Here is a 19,524-nt window from a genome sequence, read left to right on the forward strand (position 1 = left end):
CTCGAGATCGCGCAGCCCCGCAAGCCGGAAAGCTGCCAGAAGATCCCCGGGGAGATCCTCCGGTGGGGCCGTGATCCCTTCCCCGGCCAGAAGCTCTGCCAGCTTGTCGAGTGCACCGAAACCGGCCGCGGGTCCGTCGGGATCGCGCAGAAGGAAATCCCGCCAGTCGCCGCCCGCCCCCTGAAAGAGTTCCGCCGCAGCCTGATAACCCTTGTAGAGGTAGTTATCCCCGATGATGGAGGATTTGGTTTCGTCCAGAATGGAACTGGCGAGGTTGCCCTCCACCGTCACGCCGGAATTGTCGAAGCCGTTCTTGATCGTCAGGCGGATCACGCCGCCCTTGAAGACTTCCGGCCCGGCGATGAGGGAATTGTTCAGAATGAAGACGTTCTCCTGCCCGCCATCGATGTAGATCGTGTTCGGGCTGCGGACGGAGACGAGGTTGTCCTCGATCAGGATGTTGCGGAACCCGGTCTCCTGCGGGCCGGACAGGAAGATGCCCTGCGCAATGATCAGGCCGGTCGCCGGATCATCGTAAAGGTAGTTCCCCCGGATGATGATGTCATGCGGGGTCATGCCGTCATAGCCGTAGATCTGGATGAGGTCGGGATGGATGTCGGGTGTGGCCGCCACGGTATCCCACAGGACGTTGTTCTCGATCAGGCCGTTGTAACTGTTCCGGCTGATCTGGATCAGATCGGCGCCTGCGCGCTCGAAGACGTTGTCCGTGATGGTGAAATCCGAAACGGAGAAGAGATTGAGCGTGTATTTGCCCTCCGACACATGGTTGCCGGTGATCGTGGCGCCCGCCACATCGCGGAAGTAAAGCGCATGCCCCACACTGTTCGTGACCGCGATGTTGCTGGAGAAAGAGGCGCGGAATTCGCCCGTTATCGTCACCTGGTCGAAGGTCAGGTTCTGGGCATCCCGAATCGTCACCGTGTCGAAACGCGCGCCCCCCGGCGTGGCGGAGGTGATGGTGACGGGGCTGTCATAGGGCAGAACGTTCGGCCCATATCGGCCTTTCAGGTTGAGCGCGCCGTAATCGCCGTCCGCAAGGACGATGGTATCGCCTCCCGTTGCCGACTTCAGGGCGGCAAGAAGCGCTTCGGTATCGGATACGTGGATCGTGGCCATGGACTGTCTCCTTCGTTGAAGAAGACAGTCTCGGATCCAAATGAGGCTCCTTTGTGGCGGGAGCGGTCTTGCGTGCGATCAGTTCTGCCGAACGGGGCTGGCGGCTGTCTGGGTCCGCATCGGTTTGCCGTTCAGCAAAAATTCAAGGAGCGGCACCGGCTTGATGACATGGCGATGCAGCGCGAAGACGATCACATAGGTAACGGTCGCGACGACGAAGAAGGTCGAATAGGGACCGAGGCCGAGTGGACGCAGGGCAAAGGCCACTGCATAGATGACCAGAAAGTGCATGATATAGACGGAATAGACGTATCCTGCCGCCTTGGAGAGCCAGGTGGGATGATCCAGGAACCGTCGGAAGATTGCCATGAAGAGCGCCACTGCTGTTGTGGTGCAGAATGCCTTCGCCACGATCCGAACCACCTCGCCCGCAGCGCCGGTCGAGGCGATCTTCAGGCCCGCGACTGCCACGAGGATGCCGAGCGCGAGGGCCGGAATGCTCATTGACTGGAAGCGGTCCGACAGCGCCGGATAGGCGAAGAGGATCATCCCCGTCATGTAGAAGGGCCAGTAATACATGGTCGTGGGGCCGATCCATGCGAGAGGTGTTGCCTTGAGCAGCGGGTCGAGAGCGACGTGATAGCCCACTCGGAGAAACACGCTGGTCCCCGCAATGGCGAGGGCAAGCAAGAGGATGACCGCCGTCGGCGGCAGTGACGCGAGCCGCGCGACGATCCGCCCCCCCGGTTTCGCAAGATGTCGGCCGAGCGCCATGAGCGCGGGAGCTGTGGCCACGAAGAAGAAGAGTGTGATCAGGAACCACAGATGCAGATGCCAGACGCCCGGCCCCTTCAGGCCCGCGCTTTCCGGGTTCAGGATGGCCGTGGAAAGCGGGACCGGGCCATTGTGATAGGTGGCCACGAGCCAGTTGGTGACCGGGTTCAGGAAAACGAGGCCCGTTGCCAGGGGGACCAGAAGAGCAACCGTCCGCCGCCGTAGGAAATCCCCCGCAGCATATCGCCGCAGCATCATCGCGGCGAAAAATCCCGAAACCAGGAAGAAAAGGCCCATCCGGAAATATCCCGATGTCACCGGGATCCAGCGCAGCCCTTCGGGCAGCCCGAGCGTGGTGACATGGACGAGAATGCCGTAAAGCATCGCGAAGGCACGCAGGGCGTCGAGGTAGTAGAGCCGGCTGGGGGAAGAGCTCATGTAACCTCCTGAGGAAATTCCGGGATGAAAATGGTTAATGACGTTCAACCATAAATAGAATTCCCCAGATCGCTCACAAGGTAAAGAGTAATCCTTCCCCGCTTCCTGCTCAGGCAGGACTTTGCTTGTGCCCCCTTTGCAGGTGCCACCTGCCCAGAAGCCAGCCCCGGAGACTGCCCAGACCCAGAAGGGAGGCCGCCACCAAGGCGACAAGCGGGATCTGGAGCCAGTTGAAATTGCCGAACACCACAGGCACCGGCGGCAGCAGCCAGGTATCGAGCGCCAGTGCCCCCAGGGCCAGCGCCCACCACATGAACGGCCACGTCAGCTTGCGAAGCGGCACGTGCAGCCAGCTGCGCAGGATCCACAGGGACAGCGCCAGCCCCATCAGCTCGCCGATCACCGCCGTGACCACCACGAAGATGAGCCCGTAGCCATGATCGAGCGCGTACCACACGAAGGGGAACATCAGCACCCGCGGCAGATTGCCGAGGAACATGTTCTTGGTCTCGCCCCGCGCCAATGCGACGACGGAAACACCGGTCTTGGCCAGCCGGATGCCCTGAACCAGCGCCAGCCAGACGAGGATGTCCAGCGCCTCGGCATATTTCGTGCCGAACAGCAGCAGCACCAGATCGTTGCCGAACAGCGAGAAGCCGAGCACGACCAGCACGCCCATCGCCATGCCGAGTTCTGTCGTGACATGCGCGAGGCGGATGAAGGCGTGCTCCTGGTCCTGAACGGCGGAAAGCCGGGGCAGCAGGAGGCGCTGCACGCTCTGCATCAGGACGTTGCTGGCCGTCAGCGTCAGCATGAAGACAACGGAGAACTGGCCGAGCGCCTCGATGCCAAGCCGGTTGGCGATGATGACCCTGTCGCCCTGAAAGACGATGAACAGCATCATCGCGGCCAGGAACAGCGGCCAGCCAAAGGACATGGCCCGCCGGAAAATCCCCCAGTCCCAGGCCAGCCGGTAGGGACGGGTCGCCGTCATGTGGGAGATGATGCAGCGCAGCAGCTGCTGGAACACCAGCGTCCAGAGAGCCACCCGATAATCCCCGAAGAGATAGTACATCGGGAAGATGGCCAGCAGCGCGCCCAGTTCCGACCCCAGCATAACCTGGATGACAGGGCCGAAGCGGTAGGAACGTTCCGCGCGTGCCATGTCGAGATGCCAGAACCCCTGGATCAGTGGCATGACCGCCATCACCTGAAAGCCCCAACCGACCTCGGGCACGCCCATCAGGTCGGCAAGCGGCTGCGCGGTAAGGAACAGCAGCAGCGCCAGCAGGATACCGCGGATCACCTGCACGGCCTGCAGGACGGCCTGCATCCGTGGCGTGTCGCCCTCCTTGTCCTGAACCAGAAGCCTGTCGAGGCCGAGGTAGCCGATCATCTCGATCAGTGCGAAGATCACCGCAAAGGTATTCGCCGTACCGTAATCCGAGACGGTCAGCATCCTGGCAAGGGCGATGTTGCGCAGGAACTTGAGCACCGCGATGCCCATGTTGCTGCCCAGAACAGCAATGGCGGAGCGGATCATCGACGTTTGGCGCTCGCTTCGGTGAGCAGGTCGCTCAGCGTCGCCTCATACACCTTGAGGCGGGCATCGGCATTGCCGAAGGCCTTTGCCACTTCGCCGGCAAGCGCCTCGCGCCCCTCATAACCCTCGCGTATCCGGGCCAGAACGGTCTCGTTGTCGAGGGCCTTGAGGTCGACAGTCCGGTCGTAGCCCAGCGTGCCGAACAGGCCCGCGAACTTCCGGCTGTAGGCCATGGGGATCACCGGAACGCCACTGGAGAAGGCGGCGATAGTGGCGTGCATCCGCGCGCCCATGAAGAAATCGAGCCCGGATATGTAGCTTTTCGCCTCCGAGGGGCTGCGGAATTCCGGGGCCAGGATGAGGCCTGGAAATTCGGCAGCGATTTCCCGGTTCGTATGGGCGTCGTCCTCGGCCGAGCGGTCTCCGGGCAGGACATGGGCCACGAGATGCAGCTCCACCTCCGGCCGCGCCTGAAAGTCGGTGATGATGCTGCGGATCAGGGCGGGATAGTCCACGGTCAGGCCGAACATGTTCTTGCCGGTGTAGCCGCCGCGCATGAGCAGGCCGGAGACGTTCAGTCCGACCTTCACCTTGTCCCCCGGCACCCGTTCCGGTCTGGTGTAGGGCAGGCGCATGGCCACGTCGGTCGCTTCGCCGATCGTCCCCTTGAACCCCGCCTCGCGCAGGAAGTCGGTCGAGAGCTTGTCGCGGGTGAAGACCGCGCGCGACCGCCGGACCGAGGCCATGGCGAAATCGCGCGTGCGGCCCGGTTCGAAGGGCCCCATGGTCTGAGGGCTGAGCACGAGGGGTTTGCGCGCGGCATGGATGACGAATTTGGAGGTCAGCATCCGCCGGATCCGGCCGGTGCCATAGATGTCGGCAAAACTGTCGCCTGCTCCGATGTCGAGGATAAAGTCGCATTTCATCACCCGTGCGAGCAGGCGGTCCGGCCGCACGAGATCCACCGTCCGCATCCCGAAGAGCTCGACATTGTCGCCCTGGATGTAATGCGGGAAATTGTCCTTGGCGGTCATGATGATGTAGCGGACAGACAGGCCGAGGTCATGTGCCAGGCTGTCGACGATATGCATCTGCGAGACGGTCAGCGCGCCGACGCCGAGGTTCGGGGAGTTGGACGAATGCCAGATCAGTCCAACCGTAATGTTCTTCTTCACTGTTGTCCTTTCCGCGTCGGGGGGAACGCAGCCTTGTTTTTATGGGTTATTGGGGAATAGAGGCCGGCTATTTCAGGGCACGGGATTCCTGAGGAGCGCTTGCTGCGGTGCTGGCAGTTGTCGAGAGCGCGCCTGGCTGTGGTTTCGGGGGCGGAGCCGATCGGCGCAGGTCGAGCGCGGGTTTCTCGATGAACTTCCATGACAGAACGGCGCAGATCAGCGTGATCGGCAGGGCGATGGCGATGTTGACGAAGGGATCCCGGACCCCCCAGTGCGCCACCAACTGCTGGATGGGAAAGGCATAGATATAGGTGCCGTAGGAATAGTCCCCGAGCAGGTTGTATTCCCGCAGCCGCCCGAGATTCAGGTGGCCGATATAGAAGGTGCAGTAGACGAGCGCCGGAATGAAGACGACGTTGAACCAAGGAGTGAAGCGGGCCAGCAGAGAAAGCAGGATAGCCGCCACGCAGATCAACCAGTGCAGCGGTATCTGCTTCTGCCAGAGCCGAAAGCTCATGCCGATGGCGAAGGGATAGCCGAGTTCTGCCAGCCGCATGAGGCGCGGATGATACCATTCGGGTGGCGGAAAGGCGTGGATCAGGAAAAGTCCCGTGACCAGCAGAAGCAGCACGTCGCGCCGCAAGAGGCCCACGATGCCAAGGGCAAGAACGCCCATGTAGCACAGGAATTCGTAAAACAGCGTCCAGAGGGAGCCGTTGACTGCCGGCCCGAAGGGATTGTCCTCGAATACGCCGGGCAGCGGTTGCATCGGCAGGGCGAGGCTCAGGGTGCGCAACACGTATTTGACCGCAGAGGGCCAGTATTGCCACGCGGGAGCGGTGGTGAGCGCGACCCCGGCCACAACCACGGTCACGACCGCTACCACCGCAAGAGCGGGGAACAGCCTCAGAAGGCGGGCCTGAATGAACACCATCCGGTCGCCCCGGCTGTTCTGAAAACTCGCCGTGATGAAATAGCCCGACAGGCCAAAGAAGATCGCCACGGCTGTGGAACCGAGCGATATCGTCCCCAAGACATGTTCCAGCGGCGCCGCGGCCTGCGGCCCGAGGCTGAGCGGCCAAGCATGCGAGACGAGGACAGCCGTAGCCGCAATCATACGGATCAGGTTGAAATTGTTGTTCCGGCCCCGCAGGGCCCCGTCGGCGAGAGTGATGTGCTGCATGCTCCCAATGCTCCCGGCTTGGCCACGAGGGGCGGGCCGCGCTTTCGCGATGCCTTGATAGCAGGAGTATCCACGCATCTTGCCGGACACTCAATCCGCAATCACCTCTGCCGCTGCATTGCAGCATCACAATCTTTTTGCAGATAAAAAACGGCACGTTGCCGGACCCCGGCGTCAGGCGGCAATGACCTGCGCACTGCGGGTGAAGAGGGTGGATTAATATTCTTTGAGTTGAGTCGTTCAACCGCTGTTAACCCTGTTGCATATTCAGAGGGTGGTATTAAGAATAGCAATAATCGTTATGGTTGCAAAACGTTCGCTTAGATTTATCGGAGATTGCGCTGATGACCGATATTACCCCCAGTATCCCCAATGCGCCTTTCCAACCTGCCAAGGTGCGTCGGCGCGGCCTGAACAAGCTTTCCGGCCTACGCAATCTTCTTGTGGGGATGCGTCGCGCCTGGCTGGCGCGGATGTGGGGGATGGACCTGCATCCCACCGTGCAGTTGTCGCTGTCCGCAAAGCTGGACCGAACTTTCCCGATCGGCGTCCATGTCGGGGAGAATTCCTATCTCGCTTTCGAAAGCCGCATCCTGACCCATGATCGGACGCGGGGACTTTACCTGCATACCCGCATCGGGCGGAACTGCTTCATCGGCGGGCGGAGCATGGTCCTGCCGGGGGTGGAGATCGGCGACAACTGCGTGGTGGGGGCCGGATCGGTAGTGACGAAATCGGTTCCTCCCAATTCCGTCGTGGCCGGCAACCCGGCCCGCGTTCTCTATTCCAACATCGACGTCGGACCCTATGGTCGCTTCAGCACGGCGGATGCAACGGAAGATGCGCTTGCCCGGAGCGGCCAGGCCTGAACCAGGCCAAGTCTGAACGGGATCGGACCTGAACGGGGCCCGCCCCAAGGAAGGGGCGGATAGCACTGAGCTCCCACCGCCGCGTGATCAGTAGCCGCGCAGCCAGTCTTTGCGGCTTCGCCACATGTCGTCCCACATGCTCTTGCGGCTCCGGGATTTCTCGCTGGGGCGGAGCCTGTTCATCACAGTGGCGGCCAGAAGCCGCTGTGCGGTGGAGAACCAGAAAAGTCCCAGACCGAGTGGAACCTGCCAGGCCGGCCAGTGATCCCGCATCAGGGTGACCCGCGCCTTGGTAAGCGGGATGCGCTTCCGCGCGAGGCTGTTGGAAGCCGCGCCGACGATATGCATGATCTCCGAGTCCGGCGTGACCATCGGCTGGTAGCCCATCGCGCGTGCGCGTGCGCAGAGATCGGCCTCCTCGCCATACATGAAATAGCGCAGGTCGAATCCGCCGAGCTCATTCCACAGGTCGCGCCGGATCATCAGCAGGCAGCCGACGACAATGTCCACCTTGCGCACGCTGTCGCGCTTCCAGTCGGGCATGGCTTCGGGATTGAACAGGCCTGACTTAGGGAAGGCGGCGGTCAACCCGACCGAAGCGCAGAACAGCGACCAGAGCGTCATGCGCCGCCAGCAGGAGGCGATGTTGAGCCGCCCGTCCGGAAAGACGGTGCGACCGCCTGTGATCCCGGCGTCGGGATGGGCGCGGGAGAAATCCATCAGGTTGTCGATCGCCCCCGGATGGCACTCCGTATCGGGGTTCAGCAGCAACAGCCATTCGGTGCCGGCATCGGCCGCCACCACGTTGTTGGCGCGCGCGAAGCCCAGATTGTCGGTGGAGGCGATCAGTTCGACCTGCGGAAATTCGGCCGCGATCGCCTCGACCGACCCGTCCTTCGAATCGTTGTCGTAGACGACCGTGCGGAAGCGGGTACGCTTCGTCGTCTCGTAAAGTGTGCGGAGGGCAGCCAGCGTCAGGTCACGGGTATTGTAGCTGACCATGATGACGGTGAGTTCGGCAGGCAGCGTCCCCTTATCCGGTCCCTCGCCCGCAGGTGACGGCGTGGCGGATGTCGCGTTGGAGGCCGTGGGGGTCTGGGTCAGCTGGTTCAACCTGCCTTTTCCTTCTTTCGGAACAGCGACCGGGAGCCGGACCTGTCGCAGAGATCGCGCTGCGATGCAGCATCACGAATTCCGGGAAGGATTTCAAGCCCGTCCCGTCAAGCCCGTCCCGGAGGTGGTCCCGATATCCTGCCGGAGCGGGCGGGCAAAGGGCAAGTCCCTGCGTGTGGGGCAAGCGAAAGTCAGGAGACCCGCTTGCCGCGCCCCTTGAGCGTGCGGCGCAGCGTGCCGAGGAAGTTCTTCAGATTGCGCGATACCGGGTTCTGCCGCGAGGCCTGCCACAGCAGGAGGCCACGGTAATCGGGAACCGGGCGCAGGCACAGACGCAGCGCCGCCAGCCGGGCAAGAAGCGCGCGCCGGCGTTCCCGCTGACCGGGCTGGATCCCCGCGAGCGTACTCACATCGAAGGGTCCGGCCTCGACATGGCCGCTTTTCACCGCCGCCTCGACGATGCCACGCCCGAAGGCATTGCGCGCCACGATCAGGCTGGTGCCGGAGCCTTCGGTGAACAGCGGATAGCCGCGCGCGTCGCTTTCCCAGGCATCGGCGCAGACGATGTCGGCGGCGATGCCGGTGCCGTCGGCGCAGATCTTGCAGCGGTGCTGGACATGCTTGGAGAGCACCTTCCCCCAGCTATCGTGGTAGCTCATCTTTCGTTCGGAGCCGTCGCGCAGCACCGCGGTCGCAAAGCCCGGCCAGCCGTTGCCGCGGTAGCGGAAGCTCACGACCTCCGAAGGGTCTGCATCGAGCGCCTTCAGAACCGCCCGCCCTCCGGTCTGAGAGGGCACGCCCGCGCAGAAGAAGGACAGGATCACGGGGAAGCTGGCGCGGACGCGTGGATCGGCCTCCTGCCAAGCGCGCATCGCCACCGCGTCGCAGGGCTTGCCGACAAAGGCGTAGCGCTTGCCGTTCTCCAGAAACCGGTTCAGCCCGGCGAGCGGGGCGGAGGGCGCGTAGCGCGATCCGGCCGCGGCCTGTACCTCGGCCTCGGTGACGGAGATGGTGGCGACATTGCCGATCGGCTGCTCCGGGTCGGCCGTAGTCTGGATCACCGCGTCGATCTGACCCGTCTCCAGCAGATGCACGAGTACCGCGGAAAGCACCCCGCCCGAGGAGCCAGAGAAGCGCAGCGCCTCGTCCCGAGCGTGACCGATCTGCATCGTATCGTAGGGCCCCCAGAGCGGGTCGTCGGTGCGGCCCGCCGGCTCCACCCGTTCCCCAAGGCCGGGACAGACGCGCGCGATCATCGCATCCTGTCCCGCACTGACCGGCCCTTCCTGAACCGGGCGCAGCCAGCCGGGGGGGGTCATGCGCATGGCGACGGAGCCGGGCGCGATCGCGGCGCAGGCGCCGCAACCGGCACAGAGATCGCCCTTGCGGACGCGCGCAAGGCTCGCGGCTTCCGCGAATGCGGCGGGGGCGCGCGCGCCCACAGGGTCCATCTTCATGATCCGCATTCCTCAGCCAGGGTGCTGTTACGTCTTGCTTAATACGTGAATCGCCTCAGGGGAAGTCCGTGACACAGTTTCGTGCTGCATTGCGGCATTGCGATCCGGATTCTGTCTATTCCATGAGCATGTTTCCGCAGAACAGACAGGTTCGAGCGGGAACTGCGATGGCCCCTCCTGCCGGGCATGATAAGGCAGGCAGGAATACCGTTTCTACAATCATAACGTGATTCATGATACGGTAGGGTTTCAGGAGCAGACTGGCGGATATCCGGATCCGATAGCGCTCCGGCGCGCCATGACGATCCGGGGGCGCGTCGACAGTAGACGGGATCAGCAGGACAGCAGGATGAGCGACGGGAATACACCTCCTCGGGCCCCTTTGGGGAGCAACGCCTATCGCACGGCGCTCCGCAGGTTGCGGGGCACCTTTCTGATGACTGGCTTCTTCAGCGCGGTGATCAACATCCTGATGCTGACGGGCCCGCTCTACATGCTTCAGGTCTATGACCGGGTGCTGGGTTCGGGATCGATCGCGACGCTGCAGGGGCTCTTCCTGATCGTGGTGGTCCTCTACGCCTTCCTGGGGCTTTACGAATTCCTCCGCTCGCGGCTGCTGGCACGCGCGGCAATCCGGCTCGATCAAGAGGTGGGGCCGACTGCCTTTCGCGCCTGGCTCCGCTCGGGAGGGCAGCAGGCCGCGCGGAAACCGGGCGCCTCGCCGCTGCCGCTGGCCGATCTGGGCGCGATCCGCGGGTTTCTCTCCTCGCCCGCGATGGGGTCGATCTTCGACGTGCCGTGGATCCCGCTCTATCTCGGCCTGCTGTTTCTCATCCATCCGTGGCTCGGCTGGCTGACGCTGGCCGGCGCAGGCATCGTGGCGCTGGTGGCGGTGCTGGGCCGGCGCCTGACCCGCGCGCCGCAGGAGGCCTCCGCCGTCATAGAGGGCGAAGCGCGCGCCTTCTCGGAGCAGGGCCGCCGCAATGCCGAGCTGATCGAGGCGATGGGTATGGAGCGTGGCGTGACGGAGCGCTGGCAGCAGGACCATGCCCGTGCGCTGGCGACGGGCCAGGGGGCGAGCAATGTGTCGGAGGTGACGGGCGCCTTCTCCAAATCCTTCCGCATGCTGCTGCAATCGGCCATGCTGACGGTGGGGGCGCTGCTTGTCCTGCGCCATGAGATGACGGCGGGGATGATCATCGCCACCTCCATCCTCTCGGGCCGGGCGCTGGCGCCGGTTGACCAGATCATCGCCCAGTGGCGGATCATCGGTGCGGCCAGCCTTGCACACAAGCGGCTCATCGCCTTCTTCGAGAGGGAGCCGCAGGAGACGCGTCCGGTCGGCCTTCCTCAGCCCACGGGCAAGGTCGTGGCGAACCGCCTGACCTGTCTCGGCCCCATACCGGGCGCAGGGGGAGAGCGGCCGCGGATGCTGAGCCAGGTCAGCTTCACGCTGGAGCCGGGCGACGGGCTGGGTGTCATCGGCAACTCCGCGGCTGGTAAATCCACGCTCGCGCGGTTGATTGTCGGCGCCTGGAAGCCCGATGGTGGCGATATCCGCTTCGACGGCGCGACCCGCGATCAGTGGGATCCAGAGGTTCTGGGGCGCGCGATCGGTTATCTGCCGCAGACGGTGGAACTGCTCCCCGGCACCATCCGCGACAACATCACCCGCTTTGACCCCACGGCTCGGGACAGCGACATGATCGCGGCGGCGCGGCTGGCCGGCGTGCATGACATGATCCTCGCTCTGGCGGAAGGATATGGCACGCGGGTGGGTGTCCCAGGCCAGCCGCTTTCCGGCGGGCAGGTGCAGCGGCTCGGCCTCGCGCGGGCGGTGTTCGGCGGGCCGCGGCTCATCGTGCTGGACGAGCCGAATTCCAATCTCGACGCGGCGGGGGAGGCGGCGCTTGCCCAGGCGATCCACGCCCTCCGCAGGGGAGGCTCCACGGTGATCCTGATGACCCATCGCACCAGCGCGCTGGCCGAGGTGAACAAGATCATGCTGCTTTCTGCCGGCAATGTCGTGAAGTTCGGCGACCGGGACGAGGTGCTGCGCGGCCTGTTGCTGCGCCCGGTTCCCGACACCGGCAAGGAGGGGAGTGGCGGCAACACCCCCTTCCCCGGCATCACCGCAGGAGGCCAGCAATGACCATGACACCGATGTTGTCCGGTTCCGTCCCGGCCCATGCCGCACCTGATCATATCCGGCCTGAAACCGGTCTGCGCCTGACGGGTCGTGTCGGCGTGGTGGCGGCGGTGGCGCTGCTCGCCGTCTTCGGCTTCTGGGCCTATGCAACGGAGATCGACAGTGCGGTGGCCACGCAAGGCCAGGTCGTGGTGCGCGGCAAGCCCAAGACGGTGCAGAGCCTCGACGGCGGGGTGGTGGAGGAAATTCTCGTCCACAACGGGGATCGGGTGACAGAGGGGCAGTTGCTCATGCGGCTCGACCCGACGCTGATCCGGGTGAATCTCGACATCACCCGGACCCGGCTTGCCGAAGCCTCGGCCCGCAAGGCACGGCTGGAGGCGGAGGATCGGGGTCTTGCCGCGCCGGTCTTCACCTACCCCCCGCTGCCCTTCGAGCGTCCGCCCATGGCAGAGCCGGAGGCGGGCCAGATGCGGGTCTTCGAAGCCCGTCAGCATCTCAATACCGGTCGGCGGGCGCAGCTTGACGAGAAGCTCGAACAGTTCCGCCGCCAGATCGACGGGCTGGAGGCCTCCATCACCGCCAAGGCCGAGCAGCTTGGCTACATAGAGCAGGAACTCGCCAACAGCCGGAAGCTCTTCGATCAGGGACTGATGCGCGAGCCGCAGATCCTTCAGCTTCAGCGTGCCCGCGCCGAAATGAAGGGCACGCTGGCCGAGGCGGAGGCCGACCGCGCCCGCGTCGGCAATTCCATGCAGGATGCGATCATCGGGGTGGATCAGGCGGAGCGACAATTCCGAGAGGACGTGGTGACCGATCTGCGCAGCACCCAGACCGAGATCGAGGAATCGACGATCCAGATCGTCACCCTTTCGCGCCAGCTCGAACGGGTGGATATCCGTGCGCCCTCCACCGGCATCGTGCACGAGATGCAGGTGACCACGCTGGGCGGCGTCGTGCCACCGAACGGCACGATTTTGCAGGTGATCCCGGTGGATGACGAGGTGGAACTCGAACTGATGCTGGAGCCGCGCGAGATCGACCGGGTGCACCCGGGGCAGAAGGCCGAGGTGGTCTTCACCGCCTTCGACCATCGCGCGACACCCCGGCTGGAGGCGCATGTGGCCAGGATTTCGCCCACCGTCGTTTCTACCGGGACGCCGGGCGGAACGGAGCACAATTTCTATCGACTGGGTCTGGAGCTGGAGCCGGGCCAGTTGGAGCGGTTGAACGAGAAAAGCTCCGCCATCGTGCCAGGCATGCCGATCGAGGCCTTCCTGGAGACGGGGGAGCATACAGTGATGAGCTATCTCGTCCAGCCGCTGGTCAGCCAGATCATGCACGCCTTCCGGGAGCGCTGAACCCCTCCCTGACGGGAGCCTCCGCTTGTCGCGAAGGGAGCCTGTTGGCAAGGCTGGGGGCACGGGGCACAGGGATTGCCCCGCCTTACAGGTAAGGTCAGCCCAAGCGCGACAGGGTCGGCTTGTTTCTCTCCGGTCCGGGCTCTCGCCCCTGCTCTGCAGCAGGCTGGCGGCGAAGGGGCAGGCTTTCCCCCCGCGCATTGGACGCTTCCGCCCGTGCGCTCACGACAGGTTGCTCGGGCCGCTGCCGCATCGCGCCGATGGCTTCTGGCCCAAACCGGGAGAAGACCGGCCCGCGCCGCACCGGTTCGGCGGCTTTCTCGGTCGGGGTTTCCTCCTCCGGTCGGTAGGAATTGGCCAATGCTGCGCCGAAGCCGATGAAGAATGAGAAGAGCGGTTGCAGCTTGCCGAAGAAGGCCACCGTCGCTCCGGTGAGCAGGAGCGCTACGATCGCCATTCCCCACCCGTTTCGCAGCCGGACAACCAACTCGTTCTTGTTCCCAAGACGGCAGGCGGCCAACCAGATGAGCAATAGGGCAAGGAACAGGAATACCAGCGCCGGAATCCCTGACCGCATCATGATGAGCAGCCAGTAATTGTCGACGCTCGCCCCCAGCCAGTTCGGACGCGAATAGGTTATGGGATCGAACCCGAAGAACGGGTGGCGCATGACGTCATCGATGCCGAATTGCCAGATCGCACGCCGGTTCCAGGCCGTCCCCGGGTTCAGTGAGACCATGGTGATGATGCCGATCACGCCTCGTCCGGTGAAGGTGTCCAGCATCAGGAGAACGACCCCGATCGAACTGCCGACCACCAGAAGCCGGTTCTTGACGGTCCGGGTGAGCCGCTCAAGCAGCAGCAGCCAGATCTGCAACGTAAAGATCATCAGAGGTGCTGAGGAGGCAGAGAAGAACGTGGCCACACCGATGAGCGGCGCTTTCCAGACACGTTGTTCCGGGGTGCTCGCGAACCAGACCAACGCCAGCGTCGAGGCACAGAATACCCCGTATAGGATCTCGTGTTCGAAGAAGGACTTGGCGCGGAAGATCCCCATGCGCGTCTCATGGTTCAGCGGGTAGTAGTTCCCCGTCATGGAGCGGGCGATCTCATGGACGATCGGCTTGCCCGTCAGTCCTTCCGGGATCGCGAAGGCGGCTGATATGGCCACCATGACGAACAGGACGTTGATGGTTGCCTTCAGTTGCCCCGGTGTGCGCAAATAAATACGCGCGACGAGATAGACCACCAGGAATTCAAGCAGATAGAAGCCGGAAGACTGAATGCCGCTCGCTGTACCGTACACAAGGATAAGCGCGGTCGCGGTCCAGAAGGCATGGGCGACGATCAGCCAGTCATAGGGCTTCATCTTGAGAGACGGCAGTTTCGGCAGGATGACGAGAGTCATGACGATCATGCACAGTTTCGACGTGGTCAGGAACAACCCTGCCACGCGGAAACTGAACTCGATCGGCACCATAATGACGCAGATGAGCATCACGACGACCGGCCAGGGGGCCCGTTCCTTCGTCGCTCCAATGGTCTGATCGCCTGCCGTACGCGCCGTCATATCGTTCCGCCTCCTGCCTGGCGCAGCATCCAGACCATGCGTTGCAGCCGCAGGCGGAACAGAGTGCCCGCGGCCCGGGCCCGCTCACCCGGCCCGGTGAGCTGGGAGCTGGTCATCACCTTGGGGAGGTGGGCGACAGCACTGGCCGGCATGGCCAGCGCCTTTATCGCCCATTTGGCGTGTGACCCGGCGCCTTCGAATTCATAGGCCTCGCGTGTCATCCGGTTCCACTTCTTGCGAAGGGCCGCCCAGTCGGAGCGGGAGGGATGCGAGACGCGCAGGTCCGGTGCGGCACCAAGGCGCCAGCCCTTGGATGTCGCCCTACGGCACCATTCGAGATCCTCGGACAACCCGTTCCTGAGCGGCCCGGTGTGAAGAAATACCTCCCGCCGTGTGACGAGGTTGGCCGTGACCGAAAAGCCCTTCTTCTCGATATAGCCCTGCCAGTCGAAGGCGAAGACCGCCTCAAAGGCTTCCGCGCCCGTACGAGGGGGCGGCGTTTCGTCGAAAATGTCGATGCGCCCGCCGAAGAGGTCACCGTCCTGCCGCATGCCGGCGGCCCGGGCCTGCGCGATCCAGTCGTCCGCGGGCAGACAGTCGGCATCGAGAAAGGCCAGCACCGGCGCGGTCGTCTCCTCCACGCCGCGGTTGCGGGCTGGGCCCGCCCCCTTCTCGGCCTCGGTCACGAAGCGGGCGAAGGGAAAGGCTTCGGCGATGGGGGCAAGCGGCTCGGTGGAGCCATTGTCCACCACCACCACTTCCACTCCCTCCAGATCCTGAGAGGCAAGTGCGGACAGGCAGCGCCGCAGGCGAATGGTATCGTTGTAATGGGGGATGATGACCGCCAGGTCGGGCGCGGCGGTGCCGGGAGCCGTCTCGCCGCCGTCTGCCGCCGGTTCAGTAGCCTGAATAGTCGTAGGAATAGTCATCGCTCGTGATCCGGCATTTGTTCAGCACAACGCCCATGACCTGCGTAAGCTCCGACACCTGGCGTTCTGCGGTGTCGATCTGGGACATCGGGGTTTCCTCGGCCGCGACCACGATCAGCGCACAATCGACATTGCGCAGGAAGCCGATGGAATCGTCCCCGGTGAACAGCGGCGGAAGATCGAAGATGGTGAAGTTCGGCTTGTATTGCGCCTCGATCTCCGCAAGCGCGGTCTTGGTGCGCTGGCTCTGGAGGAGTTCGGCCGGATGGCGCACCGTCTGACCGTTCAGCGCGAAGGCCACGTTGTCGCCATAGCGCAGCGCGTGTTCCGAAAAGGGCACCCGGCCTTCGATCACATCCTCCATCGTGTGGCTGACCTGCTGATCCAGAGCATGGGCCAGCGTCACGCGCCGCAGGTCGAAATCGATGACGAGACTGCGGTAATCGCTCTGCCGGGCAAGGCTGAAGGCAAGATTGGCGACGGTCGTGGTCTTGCCCGCCGCGGCCCCGGCCGAGATGACGGCGATCCGCCGCCAGCCATGGGTTTCGGCCTGCTGGACGAGCCGCGTACGCAGAATGTCATAGGCCGCCCCTGGGCCGCCGGGGTGAAAGGCGATGAGATCGCTCTGTTTCGAATAGGCCGGTCGTGATGTGTCGAGCGGCCGCAGGGCAGCCCAGGCGGCATCGACCCCATGGCCCTCCACGGGGGGCGCCGCGCCCTGGGGCTGCATGGGCGGCGGCGGAGTGTACTCCGGCCGTGTATCCTCCCGCTGGGCCCGGGCCTTTTCGATCGCTGCCTGCAAGCGTTCCATCAGAATGTCTCCGTCACGATCGTTTCTCGGCCTGTCAGAGGCCGATCTGTTCCTTGACCTGCTCGGCGAGGACGTCGAGCGGCTGATAATAGGTATGAATGCTCCAGACGATGGCTGGAATACAGATGAGAATGAGCAGGATCAGCGCCGCCTTGAGGCTCCGGTGCACCACCGCCTCCCGCGAGGAGCGGATGTAGGGAATGGTCGCGATCGGCATGATCCCGAGTTTCTTGACGATATCCTCCGGCCGCCGCGGCGAGCGGTTCAAGAGGTCCAGGAGCATTACGAGAGCCAGGCCGGCGAGGATGCCGGCACCAAGACCCCCGCCCGCGATCAGAACCCGGTTGGGCTTGGCCGCGTTGCTGGGAACTACCGGCTGTTGCAGGATGGTGATGCGCTGGCCGCGCGCCTGGCGTTCGATCCTTTCGCCCGTGGAGGCGTCGAAAAGCCGGTTCTGGATCGAGGAATACTGGCTCTGGATATTGTCGTAGTCGCGCTGCAGGGCGGCGAGGGCGACACTGTTCACCGAAGCGCGGCTGATCGCATCCTGAAGGCGGTCGATTTCGCCCTGAAGCTGCTCCTCCTGCGTCTTGAGGGTGGCGATCCGTCCGTCGATCTCGGCCATCTGGGCCTTGAGCGGGTCGCTCTGGTCCGGCTGGGCCGTGCCGGCAATGGTCGCTTCAAGCTGTGCAATCTGGCTTTTCAGGATGCGGATGCGGGGATTGTCGGGCGCATAGACAGCGAGCGCCTGGTTCAGTTGGGTCCGCATCTGGGCAAGCTGGTGTTCCTGCGGGCTTGCGTTCTGCGAGGTGACGGACTGGATCTGGCCAGTGGACTGGAAGACCTGGATGACGCGGGCCCGCTGTTCGGTCAGGTTGGAGATGTCCCGCCCAAGCTGGTCTAGCCGCGCCTGCATTGTGATGAGTTGTTGCTGGCGATAGGACTGATCTTCCGGGAGCGCGTCGGCATTGTCCGCCTTGAAGCGGAGGATCTTGGCGCTCTGCTCGTTCAGTGCGGTCGAGAGCCGTTCGACCTCCTGTTGGAAGAAGTCGTAAGTCTGGCCCGCCATGCCGGTGCGGGATTCCACATCGTCCCGCTGGATGACGCTCAGATATTCGTTGACCACGGCGGCCGCCAGTTGGGGAGTGGGCGCGTCAAACGAGATGGTCATCTGTGTTGCCCCTTCGCGCGGGGCGATGATCTTCGTCGTAGTCCGGTCGTTCATGTAGTTCGCGATATCATCGGCGCTCATCTGCGCGATACCGGGAATGTTGACCCGCCGCGCCACGTCGATGACATTGGAACGGGAGATCAGCCGTTGCTCGATGATCTGCAACCGTTCGAGCGGCGACGTCGTTACCGTAGGAGCCGCGAGGCGCGACGGGATCTGGGGATCCTCCACCACGAAGCGGGTCGCGGAGACATAGGTCGGTGGCAGGGTCATCGCGATGATGACACCGATGGCGGTGATCGCCACGGCCGGGATCAGGAACCAGTGCAGCCGCCGCAGAAAGACGGAGGTGTAATATTTGAGAGTGGCCTTCACGCCGTCGTCTCCTCTTCTTCCGGGCCAAGCGCGTTGGCGCCGAAGAATACCTGATCTTCAAGAACGTTCTGAACGGTTTCTTCCGTGACCTGCGGGGTTTCGCTGCTCCAGGCGTAGAGCATGCAGAAATCGCACAGTTGGTTGACGAGCCGCGGCACGCCGCGCGTCGCGGCGTGAACGGCAGCGGCCGCCCCGGGGGTGAATTCCGCCCCCGTGCCCCCGGCCTTTACCAGCCGGTGGGCGATGTATCCGGCGACCGCATCACCATCCATCGCGTTCAGATGGAAGGAGGCCGCCACCCGCTGCGCGAGCTGGCGCATGTTGGGATGCAGCACCATCGCCTTCAGCTCGGGCTGGCCGACGAGGATGAGCTGGATCAGCTCGTCCTTGCCGGAGTTGATGTTGGTGAGCAGCCGCAGCTCCTCCAGCCCCTCGATGGAGAGGTTCTGCGCCTCGTCGAAGATCAGGATCACCCGCCGCCCCGCGGCATATTCGGTGATCAGGAACTCCTGCAGCTTCTGGAACATCTGCACATAGGTTTCGCCCGGTGTGATCGGCACGGCGAGCGCGTTCAGCACCCATTGCAGGAGCTCCCCCCTGCCGCCCTGCGCGTTGGAGACGAGGCCGATGGTCACGTCCTCCTCCAGCCGGTTCAGCAGTTCGCGCAGCAGCGTCGTCTTGCCCGAGCCGATCTCGCCGGTGATGAGCGTGATGGGCGCGCGGGACAGGATGCCGAATTCGAGAACGGAGAAGGCGCGGCGATGCTGGGCCGACCAGTAGAGAAAGGAGGGATCCGGCAGCAGCGTGAAGGGGCGCTCCCGAAGGCCGAAGAATTCCGCATAAAGCTGCTGTGGGGCCATGAATTGCCTTCAGTTACTCTCGTCCGGACCTCTCGGTCCATTGCGGGATGCCATAGCACCCCGCCCTCAAATAATCACCCTGCAACCCTGGCAAGAAACCCGTCTGCACAGATCTCTCCAGTTTGCGGCAGAATGGGCACAATCCTCCGCCCCGTTGATGTGCCCGCTGCCTGACCGGAGGGCGAGAGTCCAGTTTCGTCGTTCCGGGGGTGGCAAGGCAAGAGGCGGCGGGGCGTGTTCACGATTATGTTGAAGTCCCTTTGGCGGTTTAGCTGCTTTTGCGGCGACGCTTCACCCTGATCTCCCGACAATGTGCGGCAAACTGAAACAATTCGCAATGCTGCAACTGCATAATCAATGTGCACGTGTGAGAAAAACTGTATTTTCATGTTGTTGGAGGGTGGACGATTAACATTAATGCCCAAACTCCCTTTGCGGGCGCGAGAAAGAATGGTAATCATTCTGTTAACGCACCGGCACCGCATAATTGGCACGGCAGAATCGTGTTGCTCCACGCTGCAGGCTCTTCCTCCCCCTGGGAGCCTCGGAAACGGGAACGGACTTATGACTGTACATTTCAATCGGAGAAACGCCAGGCGCTGGCCGTGG

At 63.7% G+C, this 19,524-nt stretch carries 15 protein-coding genes; 3 read left to right on the forward strand and 12 right to left on the reverse strand.

The window, feature by feature from the left end; all coding sequences use genetic code 11:
• The 5 genes from CG51_RS17515 to CG51_RS17535 form a co-directional block, all read right to left on the reverse strand.
• A partial coding sequence (locus tag CG51_RS17515; RefSeq protein ID WP_035747219.1) for a right-handed parallel beta-helix repeat-containing protein occupies positions 1-1,137 on the reverse strand: 1,137 nt, incomplete at its 3' end.
• Positions 1,138-1,215: 78 nt separating this feature from the next.
• Entirely contained in the window at positions 1,216-2,349 is a 1,134-nt protein-coding gene (locus CG51_RS17520) for an acyltransferase family protein (RefSeq protein WP_035747222.1), read from the reverse strand.
• Between the two features lie 109 nt (positions 2,350-2,458).
• Positions 2,459-3,892 carry an oligosaccharide flippase family protein gene (locus tag CG51_RS17525; RefSeq protein ID WP_035747223.1) on the reverse strand — a complete coding sequence of 478 codons (1,434 nt, stop codon included), beginning with the start codon at positions 3,890-3,892 and terminating at the stop codon, positions 2,459-2,461.
• Positions 3,889-5,067 carry a polysaccharide pyruvyl transferase family protein gene (locus CG51_RS17530; protein ID WP_051930830.1) on the reverse strand — a complete coding sequence of 393 codons (1,179 nt, stop codon included), beginning with the start codon at positions 5,065-5,067 and terminating at the stop codon, positions 3,889-3,891. Before CG51_RS17530 ends, CG51_RS17525 begins: the two co-directional genes overlap by 4 nt.
• A 67-nt stretch (positions 5,068-5,134) precedes the next feature.
• On the reverse strand, positions 5,135-6,250 hold the full coding sequence (locus tag CG51_RS17535; protein WP_051930832.1) for an acyltransferase family protein: 1,116 nt from the start codon (positions 6,248-6,250) through the stop codon (positions 5,135-5,137).
• Between the two features lie 344 nt (positions 6,251-6,594).
• On the opposite strand from CG51_RS17535, the gene CG51_RS20985 reads away from it, so the two are divergent.
• Entirely contained in the window at positions 6,595-7,119 is a 525-nt protein-coding gene (locus CG51_RS20985; protein ID WP_051930834.1) for an acyltransferase, read from the forward strand.
• Between the two features lie 87 nt (positions 7,120-7,206).
• Here the strand turns inward: CG51_RS20985 and CG51_RS17545 are convergent, their stop codons facing one another.
• On the reverse strand, positions 7,207-8,232 hold the full coding sequence (locus CG51_RS17545) for a glycosyltransferase family 2 protein (protein ID WP_233141262.1): 1,026 nt from the start codon (positions 8,230-8,232) through the stop codon (positions 7,207-7,209).
• 191 nt (positions 8,233-8,423) lie between these two features.
• Positions 8,424-9,689 carry a Coenzyme F420 hydrogenase/dehydrogenase, beta subunit C-terminal domain gene (locus tag CG51_RS17550; protein ID WP_233141263.1) on the reverse strand — a complete coding sequence of 422 codons (1,266 nt, stop codon included), beginning with the start codon at positions 9,687-9,689 and terminating at the stop codon, positions 8,424-8,426.
• A 349-nt stretch (positions 9,690-10,038) separates the two neighbouring features.
• On the opposite strand from CG51_RS17550, the gene CG51_RS17555 reads away from it, so the two are divergent.
• Both CG51_RS17555 and CG51_RS17560 read left to right on the forward strand, forming a co-directional pair.
• Positions 10,039-11,841, forward strand: coding sequence for a type I secretion system permease/ATPase (locus CG51_RS17555; protein WP_158212543.1), 1,803 nt, complete (start codon positions 10,039-10,041; stop codon positions 11,839-11,841).
• Entirely contained in the window at positions 11,838-13,199 is a 1,362-nt protein-coding gene (locus CG51_RS17560) for an HlyD family type I secretion periplasmic adaptor subunit (RefSeq protein WP_051930837.1), read from the forward strand. The genes CG51_RS17555 and CG51_RS17560 overlap by 4 nt, the downstream gene beginning before the upstream one ends.
• A 97-nt stretch (positions 13,200-13,296) precedes the next feature.
• Here the strand turns inward: CG51_RS17560 and CG51_RS17565 are convergent, their stop codons facing one another.
• Genes CG51_RS17565 through CG51_RS17585 form a run of 5 tightly spaced genes read right to left on the reverse strand, consistent with a single transcriptional unit; the run spans position 13,297 to position 18,915 of the window.
• Positions 13,297-14,769, reverse strand: a complete 1,473-nt coding sequence (locus CG51_RS17565; RefSeq protein ID WP_035747224.1) for a hypothetical protein — start codon at positions 14,767-14,769, stop codon at positions 13,297-13,299.
• On the reverse strand, positions 14,766-15,698 hold the full coding sequence (locus CG51_RS17570) for a glycosyltransferase family 2 protein (protein WP_084695269.1): 933 nt from the start codon (positions 15,696-15,698) through the stop codon (positions 14,766-14,768). Before CG51_RS17570 ends, CG51_RS17565 begins: the two co-directional genes overlap by 4 nt.
• Positions 15,667-16,509: a CpsD/CapB family tyrosine-protein kinase gene (locus CG51_RS17575; protein WP_051930840.1), complete on the reverse strand. Its 843-nt coding sequence runs from the start codon at positions 16,507-16,509 to the stop codon at positions 15,667-15,669. The genes CG51_RS17570 and CG51_RS17575 overlap by 32 nt, the downstream gene beginning before the upstream one ends.
• Before the next feature lie 34 nt (positions 16,510-16,543).
• Positions 16,544-18,055: a GumC family protein gene (locus CG51_RS17580; protein WP_035747225.1), complete on the reverse strand. Its 1,512-nt coding sequence runs from the start codon at positions 18,053-18,055 to the stop codon at positions 16,544-16,546.
• Positions 18,052-18,915 (reverse strand): ExeA family protein, encoded by an 864-nt coding sequence (locus tag CG51_RS17585; protein ID WP_035747227.1) that lies wholly within the window; start codon positions 18,913-18,915, stop codon positions 18,052-18,054. The genes CG51_RS17580 and CG51_RS17585 overlap by 4 nt, the downstream gene beginning before the upstream one ends.
• Positions 18,916-19,524: the final 609 nt, after the last annotated feature.

The sequence above is a fragment of the Haematobacter missouriensis genome (assembly GCF_000740775.1).
In the GTDB taxonomy this organism is placed as follows: domain Bacteria; phylum Pseudomonadota; class Alphaproteobacteria; order Rhodobacterales; family Rhodobacteraceae; genus Haematobacter; species Haematobacter missouriensis.

Coding starts and splice junctions, on each gene's coding strand:
- CG51_RS17520 (WP_035747222.1), bottom strand. CDS start 2,349: ATGAGCTCTTCCCCCAGCCGGCTCTACTACCTCGACGCCCTGCGTGCC.
- CG51_RS17525 (WP_035747223.1), bottom strand. CDS start 3,892: ATGATCCGCTCCGCCATTGCTGTTCTGGGCAGCAACATGGGCATCGCG.
- CG51_RS17535 (WP_051930832.1), bottom strand. CDS start 6,250: ATGCAGCACATCACTCTCGCCGACGGGGCCCTGCGGGGCCGGAACAAC.
- CG51_RS20985 (WP_051930834.1), top strand. CDS start 6,595: ATGACCGATATTACCCCCAGTATCCCCAATGCGCCTTTCCAACCTGCC.
- CG51_RS17550 (WP_233141263.1), bottom strand. CDS start 9,689: ATGAAGATGGACCCTGTGGGCGCGCGCGCCCCCGCCGCATTCGCGGAA.
- CG51_RS17555 (WP_158212543.1), top strand. CDS start 10,039: ATGAGCGACGGGAATACACCTCCTCGGGCCCCTTTGGGGAGCAACGCC.
- CG51_RS17560 (WP_051930837.1), top strand. CDS start 11,838: ATGACCATGACACCGATGTTGTCCGGTTCCGTCCCGGCCCATGCCGCA.
- CG51_RS17565 (WP_035747224.1), bottom strand. CDS start 14,769: ATGACGGCGCGTACGGCAGGCGATCAGACCATTGGAGCGACGAAGGAA.
- CG51_RS17570 (WP_084695269.1), bottom strand. CDS start 15,698: ATGACTATTCCTACGACTATTCAGGCTACTGAACCGGCGGCAGACGGC.
- CG51_RS17575 (WP_051930840.1), bottom strand. CDS start 16,509: ATGGAACGCTTGCAGGCAGCGATCGAAAAGGCCCGGGCCCAGCGGGAG.
- CG51_RS17585 (WP_035747227.1), bottom strand. CDS start 18,915: ATGGCCCCACAGCAGCTTTATGCGGAATTCTTCGGCCTTCGGGAGCGC.